The 13,418-nt window shown below is 65.7% G+C and carries 15 protein-coding genes; 7 read left to right on the top strand and 8 right to left on the bottom strand.

The genetic code is table 11. The features are described 5' to 3' along the window. Positions 1-79: 79 nt before the first annotated feature. The 8 genes from U1707_RS08445 to radA form a co-directional block, all read right to left on the bottom strand. Entirely contained in the window at positions 80-559 is a 480-nt protein-coding gene (locus U1707_RS08445; protein WP_332799623.1) for a hypothetical protein, read from the bottom strand. After that, the gene (locus U1707_RS08440) at positions 556-777 is read right to left on the bottom strand and encodes a hypothetical protein (protein ID WP_332799622.1); all 222 of its coding nucleotides are present in this window, start codon (positions 775-777) and stop codon (positions 556-558) included. The genes U1707_RS08445 and U1707_RS08440 overlap by 4 nt, the downstream gene beginning before the upstream one ends. Next, a complete protein-coding gene (locus tag U1707_RS08435; protein WP_332799621.1) occupies positions 774-1,067 on the bottom strand; it encodes a hypothetical protein in 294 nt (97 codons plus the stop codon). The genes U1707_RS08440 and U1707_RS08435 overlap by 4 nt, the downstream gene beginning before the upstream one ends. Continuing rightward, the gene (locus tag U1707_RS08430; RefSeq protein WP_332799620.1) at positions 1,064-1,252 is read right to left on the bottom strand and encodes a hypothetical protein; all 189 of its coding nucleotides are present in this window, start codon (positions 1,250-1,252) and stop codon (positions 1,064-1,066) included. The genes U1707_RS08435 and U1707_RS08430 overlap by 4 nt, the downstream gene beginning before the upstream one ends. A gap of 208 nt (positions 1,253-1,460) precedes the next feature. After that, positions 1,461-1,634 (bottom strand): helix-turn-helix domain-containing protein, encoded by a 174-nt coding sequence (locus tag U1707_RS08425; protein WP_332799619.1) that lies wholly within the window; start codon positions 1,632-1,634, stop codon positions 1,461-1,463. A 132-nt stretch (positions 1,635-1,766) separates the two neighbouring features. Further along, on the bottom strand, positions 1,767-2,471 hold the full coding sequence (locus tag U1707_RS08420) for a hypothetical protein (protein WP_332799618.1): 705 nt from the start codon (positions 2,469-2,471) through the stop codon (positions 1,767-1,769). Beyond that, positions 2,468-3,658: a tyrosine-type recombinase/integrase gene (locus U1707_RS08415; protein ID WP_332799617.1), complete on the bottom strand. Its 1,191-nt coding sequence runs from the start codon at positions 3,656-3,658 to the stop codon at positions 2,468-2,470. Before U1707_RS08415 ends, U1707_RS08420 begins: the two co-directional genes overlap by 4 nt. Before the next feature lie 281 nt (positions 3,659-3,939). Next, positions 3,940-5,310 (bottom strand): DNA repair protein RadA, encoded by a 1,371-nt coding sequence (gene radA / locus U1707_RS08410; protein WP_332799616.1) that lies wholly within the window; start codon positions 5,308-5,310, stop codon positions 3,940-3,942. Positions 5,311-5,413: 103 nt separating this feature from the next. On the opposite strand from radA, the gene U1707_RS08405 reads away from it, so the two are divergent. The 7 genes from U1707_RS08405 (at position 5,414) to U1707_RS08375 (ending at position 13,407) form a co-directional block, all read left to right on the top strand. Next, positions 5,414-6,565 carry a glycosyltransferase family 4 protein gene (locus U1707_RS08405; protein ID WP_332799800.1) on the top strand — a complete coding sequence of 384 codons (1,152 nt, stop codon included), beginning with the start codon at positions 5,414-5,416 and terminating at the stop codon, positions 6,563-6,565. A gap of 275 nt (positions 6,566-6,840) precedes the next feature. After that, positions 6,841-7,809 (top strand): alpha/beta hydrolase, encoded by a 969-nt coding sequence (locus U1707_RS08400; RefSeq protein WP_443025668.1) that lies wholly within the window; start codon positions 6,841-6,843, stop codon positions 7,807-7,809. An 87-nt stretch (positions 7,810-7,896) separates the two neighbouring features. Continuing rightward, positions 7,897-10,386, top strand: coding sequence for a glycoside hydrolase family 9 protein (locus U1707_RS08395; RefSeq protein WP_332799615.1), 2,490 nt, complete (start codon positions 7,897-7,899; stop codon positions 10,384-10,386). After that, entirely contained in the window at positions 10,383-11,279 is an 897-nt protein-coding gene (locus U1707_RS08390) for an alpha/beta hydrolase (RefSeq protein WP_332799614.1), read from the top strand. Before U1707_RS08395 ends, U1707_RS08390 begins: the two co-directional genes overlap by 4 nt. 89 nt (positions 11,280-11,368) lie before the next feature. Next, entirely contained in the window at positions 11,369-12,247 is an 879-nt protein-coding gene (locus U1707_RS08385; protein WP_332799613.1) for a type 1 glutamine amidotransferase, read from the top strand. Positions 12,248-12,261: 14 nt separating this feature from the next. Next, positions 12,262-12,570, top strand: a complete 309-nt coding sequence (locus tag U1707_RS08380) for a hypothetical protein (protein ID WP_332799612.1) — start codon at positions 12,262-12,264, stop codon at positions 12,568-12,570. Between the two features lie 141 nt (positions 12,571-12,711). Next, positions 12,712-13,407: an endonuclease/exonuclease/phosphatase family protein gene (locus U1707_RS08375; RefSeq protein ID WP_332799611.1), complete on the top strand. Its 696-nt coding sequence runs from the start codon at positions 12,712-12,714 to the stop codon at positions 13,405-13,407. Positions 13,408-13,418: the final 11 nt, after the last annotated feature.

The following is a 13,418-nucleotide window of genomic DNA, read 5'->3' as shown; positions in this document are numbered from 1 at the left end:
CGTAAGCGGATCACGGCGACACACTCGCACACCACAGGCCAACCGCGACCGGAGAGCGATACGGTTTCGACGCGGGCGCTCATGCGTACCGCTCCCGCCGAGGCATCCCGTGCAGCTTCGACAGCCGCACCGCATAGTCGGAAGCCTTGTGCGACTTGCGCCAGAACACGCCGACACCGCCGCCCCCTGCGGGAGCCTTCACGCCGACGACATAGCCGTGCAGCACCGGGAAGACGCAGACGCACCAGTGGTCTAGTTCGTCACCCATGCCCCGGAGGTCAATCAGCCGCGCCGAGGCGGGGAGGCCATACAAGCGCTTATCATCAGCACTCAGGACGAGGCGCGGGCTAACGCGACCGGGCTTGACCGGCTGCGCGCGATACCACGCGTCGAGGCTGACAGGCGTGTCGCGATACTCGACCTCGACCGGGTTGCCCGTTGCCCTGATACTGCGCACATGATCCCGCTCGCGCTCGCGCTGGAGGTTCACCGCGACAACGGCACGCTTCTGGACTTCCAGCGGCTGGCGGTCGGCCATGGAGATAACGAGGCCGCTCATAGGTCCACCACCAGGACGCTAAGCCCCGTGCGCTTGGCGACGCGACGCAGAAACTCGTCGCGTGCTAGACGGTAGCCCGGAAGGTATTTGCGACCCTTCCGACCATATGGGATGCGGGGTTGCCAGTCGGCTTCCAGCTTCCGGTTCTGGAATACGAACGACACCGTGAAGCCATCGCCAAGCGGCATGCGCTCGCTGCGCATCTCGGGGGCGCTCATGCTTGCGCCTCCCTGCGATCGTGGTGGCAAGCGCGCCAGACGATCGCGTTGCGGCCGGACTCGTTCTTGCGGCGGAGGCCAGTGTCACGGATTGCGCCGCGGTCCTTTAGCGCCGTGAAGCGGGGCTGGAGCGAATACCGGCGATAGTCCGCCCGTGCGCACGCCTCGTCCACCGTGAGGCCGTCCGGGTACTGATCTAGCACCTTGAGGACGACGCGCTCTAGGCGGGCCGCTGCGGCCTCTATGGAGGCATAGGCGGCGGCGCTTGTGGATTGGTGGCAACGGCTCATGCTGCTTCCACCTCGGCCAATGGGGGTAGGCCGTGCTTAGCGAGCAGGATCACCAGCCAGTTGCGTTGCTTCTCGCTCAACGGGTTTGCGTCAAAGGCGATGCCGCCGAGGAACTGGCCTTCACGGGGCTTGAGCGGCTTTCCTGCGGTAAGCAGTGCCATTGCGGAGCGCTGATGCTCAACCATGCGACACCTCCCACGCGATCGCGGCGATAAGCTGCGCACGCTGTCCGAGGATCCCGAGCAAGCGGAGGCGTTGCGCCCATAGTGCGTCGATGGTATTGGCTGCGCTGTCGTTGCTGACGAGATTTGTGAGAGGCCGCGCTGCGCGAACAGTGCGGCCTTTTGCGTTACCGGGCTTCGGTGCCCGTGCCGTTGCTGTTGCCATTGCGGGTCACGCGGCCTCCAGCGTTGCGACAAGCTGGCGGATGCTGTCGGTCTTAACCAGCGTGCGGCGACCGAGCTTGACGGTTTGCAACCTGCCCTCGCCTATCAGGCGATAGATCGTGGTGTGGCCGATGCCGAGCGCCGTCTTGGCGTTCTCGATGGTTACGGTAATCGGATCCATTGTGCCGCTCCTACACGCCGGGGAATACCGGCGGACGACAGCGAACTAATGGCACTCAGGCTCGCGATTCCACGGAAGTAATCGGGCTATTTTGTCCGAATGAAACGTCCCGAAAATATACCTTGCACCGTGTTACCGGCCCGCGTTCGCGTTCATCGCCGCTTTGTAATCCCGCCCGGCGTCCTTTAGATGCTCTTGCCAGGGCAATGTCGGCGGCTCGGAGCCATACGGGGTGCGATCGCTCCAGCTAAAGCGCTGCCCGTTTGCGCCTTCGATCGTCGCGACATTCGTGTGATACTTCACAAACTTAACGCCTAGCTTCTGGCGGACCTGCTTTGACCAGCGCTCAACCGTGTCCCACTCCTGCCCATATGAAGATGCGATGGCCCCGTGACGCTCAGGGGGGGCTATACCCATCGCCTTGAGGTACGCATCCCACAACAGCGCGCTTAGCTTCGCACGGGCCAGCCGCAGCGGGTTCTTCCGCAGGTCTGGCAACCGCGCGAATAGCAACGGATCATCGCCCCCGGTTATTGCGAGCGCTTCGGCCGCGATCGCATAGAAGCTAGCCCCGTCCTCCGGCAGTCTGGCGAACAGCGGCGCGACTGCACGAGCCCTCCCCACAATGGCCCTGAGTGTGCTGACCCTATCGCCGGGTTCGATCGCCCCATACGCCGCCGCCAATACCTCAGGCCCCGCCAGCTTCCCGGCCACGGCGAGTAGTATCGACAGAATCTCGCGCGCTTGTTCTTCCCGGTCGCCGGTGTTGTCGGGAGAAACAAAGGCTTCCCGCATACGCACGACTTCAACGAGGTTGTCCCCGATCGTCGGCGTCATCGTGCCGCGCTCGAGAGAGGAACCACGTTGGATCGACCCGCCAGGAACACGCCCCACGCTTCCAGCAGTTGCCGACGTAGCTCGATAAGCTGCGTCCGCTTGTAGGCCCGCACCACCTTGTCAGGGATAGTATGGGCCAGCGCCGCTTCGGCCACCGCCTCAGGGATCGTTGGCATAAGCTCCGCCGCCCAGTCACGGAACGACGAGCGGAACCCGTGCGGTACGTAGGGCAAGCCCGCATCCCGCATGATCTTCGAGAGCGTCATATCGCTAAGCGGCGTGGTTGCAGACCGAGCCGAGAAGATAAACCCGGTAGGCTCTGCGCGGTCACCGCGGGCGCGATGCAACAGGCCGATCGCATATTCGCTAAGCGTGACGCTATGCGCGACCTTGCCCTTCATTATGTCGGCTGGACGGTTCCAGAGGCGTTTGTCAAAGTCGATTTGATCCCACTGCGCCTTCCGGACCTCGCCGCTACGCGCCGCCGTGACGATTGCGAACAACAGGGCTTGCCGACCCGCCGAGGGGGCCAGGGCTTCCAAGCCAGCCATGAAGACGGGAACGTCGGCGTAAGGCATCGAGGCCATAGCACCGCCCGCCTCTTGACGGCTCAGCAGGTGGCCTAGCTCACGCATCGGAGCCTCAGTCGTCCGCCACTTGGAGGCCTTGGAGAACGAAAGGACGGTGCCGATCCGGTGTCGCACCTTGACGGCCATCGCGGACTTATCGGTCCATATCGGCTTGAGCGCGCGGGCAATGTCGCTCGCGTCGATATGCTCCACCAGCAAATCCCCTAGGACCGGATAGGCGTGTTCCTCCATCGACGTCAGGAAAGCGTCAGCGGTCTTTATGGCCCAGCCTTCCGCCTTCGCCGCGTGCGTTGCCAGAGCGGCCTCACGGAAGGTCTTAGCAACGAAGGCGCGGCGGTCGCGCTCTGCGATCGGGTCGCGTCCGTTCAAGGCGTGCTTGAGCAGCTTGGCGGCTTCCTCGCGAGCTTCGGCTAGCGTCAGCTTCGCAACAGAGCCGAGGCCCACGTCGCGGCGGCGGCTATGGTCTCCGACACGGACGCGCACCCGTAAAAGCCACGACCGCGCACCAGTCGGCTTGACCAGCAGGTATAAGCCCCCGCCGTCGCCATGCCGCCCCGGCTTTGCGTTCTTGACCGACAGCACGTTTAGCTTGCCCATGGCGTTCCCTCCATTGTTCCCACCAGATAGGCCGAACAACGGGGAATGTCCACGAACAAGGGCGGAACATATACAAGCTATTCACGGCCCCGCACGAGGGGATAGGGTATGGTCGTGAATAATGGCGAACGTCTAGTTATGCTCCTACTCAGGGAGCCATTTCCCCCGTTCGCGGGGGAGCCGAAAAGACCGCTACAGCGTGCGAGCCCGCGGCAATCTCCACACCGGAAATTCACTCCCGCGCGGTGTAATCCAACTTGCGCAATCGACAGAACCGACTGTCACCCACGCCCGAGCATGTGGTCGACGAACGCGGCGAGCGTCTTGAACCCCGACAGGGTCATGCCGCTCTTCTCGCCGGTCATCGACGCCGGCACCAGCGCGCGTTCGAAACCCAGCTTGCTCGCTTCCTTCAGCCGCAGCGGTCCGTGCGCGACCGGGCGGATCTCGCCCGACAAGGCGACCTCGCCGAACGCCACCGCATCGACCGGCACCGGCCGCTCCGCCATCGCCGAGATCAGCGCCGCCGCCACCGCCAGATCCGCCGCAGGATCCTGCACGCGGTAGCCACCGGCGATGTTGAGATAGACCTCGGCATTCGAAAAACTCAGTCCGCAGCGCGCCTCGAGCACCGCCAGGATCATCGCGAGCCTCCCGGAATCCCAGCCGACCACCGCGCGCCGCGGCGTCGCGCCGGATGCGAGCCGCACGGTCAGCGCCTGGATCTCGACCAGCACCGGCCGCGTGCCCTCCAGCGCCGGAAACACCGTCGCCCCGGTCATCGCGTCGTCACGGTGCGTCAGGAACAGCGACGACGGGTTGCCGACCTCCGTCAGACCCTCGGTCTGCATCGCGAAGACGCCGATCTCGTCGGTCCCGCCAAAGCGGTTCTTGATCGCGCGCAGGATGCGATATTGGTGACTACGCTCCCCCTCGAACGACAGCACCGTGTCGACCATGTGCTCCAGCACGCGGGGGCCGGCGATCGACCCGTCCTTCGTCACATGCCCGACCAGCACCACCGCGGTCCCACGCTCCTTGGCGAAGCGGATCAGTTCCTGCGCCGATGCGCGCACTTGGCTGACGGTGCCCGGCGCGCCCTCGATCAGGTCGGAGTGCATCGTCTGGATCGAATCGATCACCAGCATCGCCGGCGGGCGCGTCTGCAACGTCGTCAGGATGTCGCGCGTCGAGGTCGCCGCCGCCAGCTGCACCGGCGCGTTGCCCAGCCCGAGCCGCCGCGCGCGCAACCGCACCTGATCCGCCGCTTCCTCGCCCGAGACGTAGGCCACCGACTGGCCCGCCAGCGCCATTTTCGCCGCCGCCTGCAACAGCAATGTCGACTTGCCGATCCCCGGATCGCCGCCGATCAGCGTCGCCGATCCCTCGACGAAGCCGCCGCCCAGTGCGCGGTCGAGTTCGGCGATGCCGGTCGCCATCCGATCGGGCAGCTTGATCTCCGCATCCAACCCGACGAGCTGGATCGCGCGACCGCCGGTCTGAAGGTTGTGCTTCGAATGGAACGGGGTGGCGGCGGTATTCGCCTCCTCGACCATCGTGTTCCACTCGTTGCAATCAGCGCATTGCCCCGCCCAGCGGTGCGACACCGATCCGCAGGCCTGACACACGTAACGCTTCTGGGGTTTCGCCATCCTGACGATGTACGAGAACGATACGGGAACATCAATGCCCGGCAACGATGCTATGTTGCGGATTTAGTGGCGCTTGCCGATCCACGGCGTTATCCGCGCGATGATGCATGCCACCGATCTGCGCATCGCCGTGTTCAGCGGCAACTATAATTACGTTCGCGACGGCGCCAACCAGGCGCTGAATCTGCTCGTCGGCTATTTGCTGTCGCAGGGCGCAAAAGTACGCGTCTATTCACCGACCAACGCGAAGCCCGCCTTCCCGCCGACCGGCGATCTGGTCGCGGTCCCATCGCTGCCGCTGCCGGCAGGACGCGGCGAATACAAGATGGCGCGCGGGTTGCCGGCCGCGATCCGGCGCGATCTCGATGCGTTCGCGCCGAACCTGATCCACGTATCGGCGCCCGATTTCCTCGGCCACCGCGCGATCACCTACGGCCGGCGCCACGGCATCGCCACGGTCGCATCGCTGCACACGCGGTTCGAGACGTATTTCCGCTATTACAAGATGGCGTTCTTCGAGCCCGTCATGGTCAAGATCCTGACCCGCTTCTACAACCGCGTCGACGCGGTCCTGGTGCCCGGCCGCGGCATGGCCGAGATCGTCCGAGACTGGGGCGTGACGACGCCGACCGCGATCTGGTCGCGCGGCGTGAACCATGATCGCTTCACGCCGACGCGCCGCGATCTGGCTTGGCGGCGCGCGCACGGGATCGCCGACCGCGACGTCGCGATCGGTTTCCTCGGGCGACTGGTCAAGGAAAAGGGGCTGGACGTCTTTGCCGACGTCATCCGCGCGCTGGAAATGCAGGGCGTACCGCACAAGGTGCTGGTGATCGGCGAAGGTCCAGCCCGCAACTGGTTCGGCGAGCGCGTCCCCGCTGCGGTCTTTGCCGGGTTCCAGTCGGGCGACGATCTCGGACGCGCGGTCGCGTCGATGGACGTCTTCTTCAACCCCAGCGTCACCGAAACGTTCGGCAACGTCACGCTGGAGGCGATGGCCTCGGGCGTGCCGGTCGTCGCGGCGCGCGCATCGGGCGCGGTCGGTCTGGTCGACGACGGCGTCACCGGCTTTCTCGTGCCGCCGACCGACATCGCCGGCTATGCCACGGCGATCGGCCGGATCGTCACCGAACCGGGCCTGCGCGAGACGATGGGCTGGGCCGGCCACGACAAGGCTGCCGGCTATCTGTGGGACACCATCAATCAGGTGGTGCTGGACACCTATCTACAGGTGATGGCCCGCCGGGGGGCCTAGTTCGCCCGCTTGCGGTGTTTGAGGCCAGCAGTCCGCAGAGCGATCGCACTCCGGTCATACGAGCCCTGACCAGTAGGACAAATGGCGCCGACATTTGCATGCTACGACGGCGCGGGTCGCGAGCGTCGACATTTCCAGAATACGTCATCGCTACGTAAACCCCGGCATTAAGCCCGAATACTGTCCTCCTACCGTAGCAAAACTTTGAATTGCATGATGGTAGCGCTCTCTTTAACATGTCGGACAATAACGATAAAACACATGGGAGAGCGATCATGACGCACGTGATGAGCAACAAGGCGCCGCGCGCGGGGCTTCGCCTTGCGGGACTTCGACTGTCGCACCTCGGTCTGGCTGCGGCCATGATCCTCGCGACGCCGGTCCAGGCACAGTCCGACCAGATGACACCGATCGCGATCCCGGCGCAGACCGACGCGATCGTCCTCGGCACCGGCAAGCTGCCCGGCGCCACCGCACCCGAGGCCTGGCACAGCCAATATGGCAGCGTGTTCGCGCGCAACGTCACGATCGCCACGCTGACCCCGTTCCTGCCCGATCCGTCGAAGGCGACCGGCACCGCGGTGATCGTCGCGCCGGGCGGCGGTTTCAGGACGCTCTCGATGGAAAACGAAGGCTATGACGTGGCACGCGCGCTGGCCGCGAAGGGCGTCGCCGCGTTCGTGCTCAAATACCGGCTCAATCCGACGCCGCAGGATATGCCGGCATTCGAGAAATCGATGTCGGCGATGTTCTCCACGGTCGCCCGTGCGCCCCGGCCCAAGCCCGATGCGATGATGGCGGGACTCGCGCCGCAGATCGCCGACGCGCGCGCCGCGTTTGCCCTGGTCCGCAAGCGCGCCGGCGAATGGCACGTCGATCCGACGCACATCGGCATGGTCGGTTTCTCCGCCGGCGCGATGCTGACGATGGCGACGACGGTGGCTGGCGGCGATGCGAAGCCCGCGTTCATCGGCAACATCTACGGCCCGCTGGCGGCGATGACCGTGCCGGCGGACGCCCCGCCGCTGTTCGTCGCGCTCGCGGCGGACGATCCGTTCTTCGCCAATGCCGGGTTCGGACTGATCGAAAACTGGCGCGCGGCCAAGCGCCCGGTCGAATTTCACCTGTTCGAACAGGGCGGCCACGGCTTCGGCATGTACCCGAAACCGACGACCAGCACCGGCTGGTTCGACGAATTCACCCGCTGGATGGCGATGCACGGCCTGCTGAAGGCGGCCAAATAACCGCAATACGACGACCCGGCGGCACCGTCAGCGTTCGATAGAAGCGCGCCGCCGGACAGGACGACTAACGAAATCAGGGAGAGGCTCGTGCCGAAATCGGCTTTCATCGCTTTGCTCGCATCCGTCGGTGCGTGCGTCGTTACCGGGGCCGCCTGCGCCCAGTCGCTCACCGCCACCCCCGCCGGGACGCTGGAGGCGCAGGGGCTCTCGGTGATCATCGACCAGAACCAGTTCAGCCCGATCTTCTTCGACGAGAAGAACGCCGGGATTCAGATCGTCCTGCACGGCAATCGTCTTGCGACCGACGGCGCCGTCCGGCTCGATCCCACCCCCGAACAATGGGCGCGGGTGCCCGCCTTCGTCAGCCGTGCCAAGGGTAGCGAGCCCAACCAGATCGTCGTGCGCTCCACCTACAAGGACGTGAACCTGGCCTATGCGGTAAAGGTCACGCCCGAGGGCGACGGCTTCCGGATCGCGGTCGATCTCGACCAGCCACTGCCGGCAAATCTCGTGGGCAAGGCCGGCTTCAACCTCGATTTCCTGCCGACCGCCTATTTCGGCAAGACCTATCTGATGGATACCGCGCCGGGCCTGTTTCCGCGCCATCCGACCGGACCGATGGCGAAGGACGGCTCGGGCGATCCGCTGCCGATGGCGAGCGGCGGAAAGTCGATAACGCTCTCGCCCGAGGATCCGCTGACGCGCGTGACGATCACCTCGGATCAAGGGCCGCTGTCGCTCTACGACGCGCGTAATCGTGCGCAGAACGGCTGGTTCGTCGTGCGGTCGATGATCGCCGCCGGCGCGAAGGAAAACGCCGTCGTCTGGCATGTCCGGCCCAACGTCGTGAAGAACTGGGTCCGGCCGCCGGTCGTGTCGTTCAATCAGGCGGGCTATACGCCCAACCGGGCCAAGGTCGCGCTGATCGAACTCGATCCGAACTTCAAGGCACCGGCCGACGCCGCACTCGTCAGGCTCACCGCCGATGGCGGCCAGAAGACGGTGCTGCGAGGCCGGACGCAGTCGCGCGGGCGTTGGACCCGCTACGACTATGCGGCGTTCGATTTCTCGACCGTCCGCGAACCGGGCATCTACGCGATTTCCTATGCCGGAAAGACGACCAACCCGTTCCGGATCGCCGCGGACGCGTACGACCGCATCTGGCAGACCTCGCTCGACACCTTCATCGCCGAGCAGATGGATCATGCCGGGATCAAGGAACAGTATCGCGTCTGGTCGGCGCCGTCGCATCTCGACGATGCGCGCCAGGCGCCGCCGAACATTACCCATTTCGACGGCTACAAGATGGGTGCGAACCTCGATTCGCCGTTCAAGGCGGGCGAGCATATCCCGGGCCTCGCGGTCGGCGGTTTCCAGGACGCCGGCGACTACGACATCCAGACCCCCGAGAACGCCTCGGTGGTGCGCGATCTGGTATGGGCGCGCGAGTTGTTCGGGCTCGACTGGGACGAGACCAGCGTCGACGAGCGCGCGCGAGCGGTAGAAATCCGCAAGCCCGACGGCGTCGAGGACGCGGTCCAGCAGATCCGCCACGGCACGCTCCAGCTGCTCGCGCAGTACAAGGTGTTCGGCCACGCAATCGTCGGCATCGTCGACCCCGCGCTGCGCCAATACGCGCATCTCGGCGATGGGGGATCGCAGACCGATGGCCTGCGGTACGATCCCGCGTTGAAGCCGACCGAGCGCAAGGGCGGCACGTCGGGCGCGCAGGACGATCGCTGGGCGTTCACCACCGATCTGCCCGCGAACAACCTGCTGGTCGCCGCCGCCCTCGCCGCGTCGTCCCGCGCGCTGGCGTCGAGCGATCCGGCGATGGCGAAGGAGGCGCTGACCGCGGCAAAGGCGATGTGGTCGAAGCAGCAGGGCGGTATCGCGAAATCGGGCGACGGACGCGACGATTCCTCATCGCCGCGCTCGGCCGAGGCGGCGAACGTCGCGGCCACGATCGAACTGCTGATCACCAGGAAGGGCGACCGCGTCTATGCCGATCGCTTGCGCCAGTTGCTGCCCGTGATCCGCCAGAATTTCGCCTGGGTCGGCGGTGTAGCGGTGCGGGCGATCCCGTTCATGGATGCGGACTATCGCGCGCAACTCGTGCCGCTAGTCCAGCAGTTCAAGGCGAAGGCCGATGGCGACAAGGGGCGCAACCCGTTCGGGGTCCCCATCAGCGACGGTTCCTGGGCCGGATCGAATCAGGTCGTCAGCTTCGGCACCTCGATGTACCTGATGCACAAGGCGTTCCCGGAGCTGATCGGCACCGGCTACACGCTCGATGCGCTCGACTATGTGCTCGGACGACACCCCGCCAACAACCTGTCGCTGGTATCGACCGTCGGCACCGAATCGAAACTGATCGGTTACGGTCACAACCGCGCCGACTACAGCTTCATTCCAGGCGGGATGGTGCCGGGCGTGCTGATCGTCAAACCCGACTTTCCCGAGTTGAAGACCGACTGGCCGTTCCTGTGGTTCGAGAACGAATACACCGTCGGCACCACCTCGGCCTATATCCTCGCCGCCCGCGCGGCGATGGCTGCCGCGGCCGAAGCCAAGTGATACGCTGGGTCTGGGCCGTCTCGGCGCTCGTCATGACGATACCGGCGGCGGCGCAGGACCCTGCGCCGGTGCCGGCCCCGACCTACAAATCTATCCCCCTCTGGCCGGACGGCGCACCCGGATCGGCTGGCAGCCGGAACGAGGCCGAGGTCGGCCGCGACTATTGGGTGCGCAACATCCACGCTCCCTCGCTGATCGCCTTCCCCGCCGCGCCCGCGCACCGCAACGGAACCGCGATCGTCGTCATCCCCGGCGGCGGCCACAAGCTCTTGGTGTGGACCACCGAGGGTACCAAAGTCGCCACCGCCCTGAACCGCATGGGCGTCACCGCGTTCGTCCTGAAATACCGGTTGGCGAACGAACCAGGCTCGCATTATTCGGTCGAGGGTGACGCTGCCGACGATGCGCGGCGCGCCGTGCGCTGGGTCCGTGCCCACGCCGCCGACTACGGGATCGATCCGCACCGCGTCGGCGCGATGGGCTTTTCGGCCGGCGGCGAACTGGTGTCGCTGATCGCCGACAATCCCGAGCCGCCCGCCCGGCCCGTGGTCGACGCGATCGACCGCGAGTCCGCGCGCCCCGATTTCCAGGTCCTGGTTTTCCCCGGACCGCGCGGGATTCCGGCAAAGGCGATCGCGACCGCGCCCCCCGCCTTCCTGATCGCCGGCAGTCGCGACGCCTGTTGTGCCGCACCACCGGTCGCGCTGTACGAACAATTGCGCAAGGCTGGCGTCTCGGCCGAGCTGCACATGTACGCGGACAGCGATCACGCGTTCAATCTCGACGAGTCCGACCGCATCTCGATCCTGCACTGGCCCGACCGGCTGAACGACTGGCTCGCCGATAGCGGCTGGCTGTCCCCTCGCCCCCCCGCCGTCGCATCGCAGAAATAGCGCGATCCATATTTGTTCACGGGAGCGCGGACCAAACGCCGGGCCATGCGTTGGATGCTCTCTGATCGATAGTGGACGAAGGACGCAGGGTGCCGCACTTTCTCGTCGCCGAGAGCGAAACTGCCGACGAGCGTGACGCCCGGCGCAAGTATACCGGCAAGAGTGCGGGGGAAAGCTACGCCGCCACGCTCGAACAGCTCCGTCCCGACGCGAAGATCACGATCGTTGCCCCCGCCGACGACGACGCGCAGATCTACGACAGCGCGGAGATCGCGGCGTTCGACGCGGTATTCGTGACCGGATCGCCGCTCCACGTGTACGACGACACCCCCGAAGTCCGCCGCCAGCTCACCTTCATGCGCAACGTCTTCGCGTCGGGTACGCCGTCATTCGGATCGTGCGCCGGCCTGCAACTCGCGGTCGCTGCGGCAGGCGGAACGGTGCGCAAGATGCCAGGCAAGCTCGAGGCTGGCCTCGCCCGTCGGATCACACCGACCGACGCAGGCCGCGACCACCCGTTGCTCGCCGGCCGAGCCCCCAGTTGGGATGCGCCCGCCATTCACGGTGACGAGGTGGAGACCCTCCCCGACGATGCCATCCTGCTCGCGAGCAACGCCGTCACGACCATCCAGGCCGCTGAGATCCACCACGACGGCGGCATTTTCTGGGGCGTGCAATATCACCCCGAACTGGCGCCCGGCGAGATCGCGATCGCGCTGCGCCGCCAGTCCTCCGACCTGATCGAGGCGGGTCTCGCGGACACCCACGCAGACGTCGAACACCGCGCCGCACAGCTGGACGCGCTGCACAACGATCCCGGTCGCCGATCGGTGTTGTGGGCGCTCGGTGTCGATCGCGAGTTCGCACACGAGGCAAGTCGGCGGATCGAGCTGACGAATTTCCTGGATCATTTCGTCGCGGCGAGCGTCGATCATCCCGCAACACCTGCCGATCACATTCCCGCATAACCCGAGGAGTTACCATGCCCACATCACTCAAAGCCAAGTTCGACACCCGCCGCGAAGCCGAAATGACCGTCGAGCGGCTCGTCCAGGAGCAGCACATCGAGCGCTCCGACATCTTCATCACCACCGACGGCGCCGCCAACAGCGCGGGCAGCGAGACGGCGGGATCCGATACCGAAGGCAAGGACCCATCGCCGGAGTCGCGCAACGACGCGGCGCTTGAAGACAAGATCGTCGTTTCGGTCGACATCGCGGACGATGACAAGGCCGCAAAGGTGAAGGCCGCGTTCGCCGAATTCGACGCGAGCGAAGTCGCCCAGAGCTGAATGCCAGGTCCGACGCGGGTCGATCCCCGAGTCGGACCACCCGATCGACCACGAGCGATCCACCACGCCACCGATCCGTTCATCGTTTCGCGGGCACACCGTCGCAACCCATTTCGCGAACGCGGCGTTATCCCCCCACGCATGATCAAGGTCGCCAGCTACAATATCCACAAGGGCATCGGGCTCGACCGTCGGCGCAATCCCGAACGCGTGGTCGAGGTATTGCGCGAAATCGATGCCGACGTGATCGCGCTGCAGGAGGCGGATCGGCGGTTCGGTGCCAAGGCCTGCGTCCTCCCGCACCATCTTCTCGAAGAACATAGCGACTGGAAGCCGGTCGATTTCGGCCTGCGCGCGCTCAGCATGGGCTGGCACGGCAACGTCATCCTCGTCCGCAAATCGGCGCGGGTCGTGGCGAGCGAACCGTTGCACCTGCCGGCGCTCGAACCGCGCGGCGCGGTGATGGCCGAGGTCGAACTCGCCGGTACGACGATACGCGTGCTTGGCATGCACCTCGATCTGTCGGGACTCTGGCGACGCAAGCAGGCGGCGGCGATCATCAATCACGTCGACGATTGCGCGCACCGCCATCCGACCGTGATGATGGGCGATCTCAACGAATGGAGCGCAGGTGCCGGGTGCCTGCGCGATTTCGGCCGCGACTATGCATTTGCCGAGACGGGTGCGAGCTTTCATTCCCGCCGGGCGGTCGCACGGCTCGACCGCATCATGGTCTCGCGTGACTTGAACGTCGTCGAATGCGGCGTGCATGCGAGCCCGGCGGCGCGGAAGGCATCGGATCATCTGCCGATCTGGGCTATTCTGCAGCCGACATAAGCGCGATGCGG

Source organism: Sphingomonas sandaracina (assembly GCF_036663695.1).
Lineage (GTDB): Bacteria > Pseudomonadota > Alphaproteobacteria > Sphingomonadales > Sphingomonadaceae > Sphingomonas.
Note: the sequence above shows the minus strand (reverse complement) of the source record. Positions and strands in the feature narration are given on the sequence as shown.

What these genes read in the sequence shown, in the direction of transcription:
- U1707_RS08445 (WP_332799623.1), bottom strand. Translation starts at nt 559, where the DNA reads ATGAGCGGCCTCGTTATCTCCATGGCCGACCGCCAGCCGCTGGAAGTC.
- U1707_RS08430 (WP_332799620.1), bottom strand. Translation starts at nt 1,252, where the DNA reads ATGGTTGAGCATCAGCGCTCCGCAATGGCACTGCTTACCGCAGGAAAG.
- U1707_RS08420 (WP_332799618.1), bottom strand. Translation starts at nt 2,471, where the DNA reads ATGACGCCGACGATCGGGGACAACCTCGTTGAAGTCGTGCGTATGCGG.
- U1707_RS08440 (WP_332799622.1), bottom strand. Translation starts at nt 777, where the DNA reads ATGAGCGCCCCCGAGATGCGCAGCGAGCGCATGCCGCTTGGCGATGGC.
- U1707_RS08380 (WP_332799612.1), top strand. Translation starts at nt 12,262, where the DNA reads ATGCCCACATCACTCAAAGCCAAGTTCGACACCCGCCGCGAAGCCGAA.
- U1707_RS08425 (WP_332799619.1), bottom strand. Translation starts at nt 1,634, where the DNA reads ATGGATCCGATTACCGTAACCATCGAGAACGCCAAGACGGCGCTCGGC.
- U1707_RS08400 (WP_443025668.1), top strand. Translation starts at nt 6,841, where the DNA reads ATGACGCACGTGATGAGCAACAAGGCGCCGCGCGCGGGGCTTCGCCTT.
- U1707_RS08435 (WP_332799621.1), bottom strand. Translation starts at nt 1,067, where the DNA reads ATGAGCCGTTGCCACCAATCCACAAGCGCCGCCGCCTATGCCTCCATA.
- U1707_RS08405 (WP_332799800.1), top strand. Translation starts at nt 5,414, where the DNA reads ATGCATGCCACCGATCTGCGCATCGCCGTGTTCAGCGGCAACTATAAT.
- U1707_RS08375 (WP_332799611.1), top strand. Translation starts at nt 12,712, where the DNA reads ATGATCAAGGTCGCCAGCTACAATATCCACAAGGGCATCGGGCTCGAC.
- radA (WP_332799616.1), bottom strand. Translation starts at nt 5,310, where the DNA reads ATGGCGAAACCCCAGAAGCGTTACGTGTGTCAGGCCTGCGGATCGGTG.
- U1707_RS08415 (WP_332799617.1), bottom strand. Translation starts at nt 3,658, where the DNA reads ATGGGCAAGCTAAACGTGCTGTCGGTCAAGAACGCAAAGCCGGGGCGG.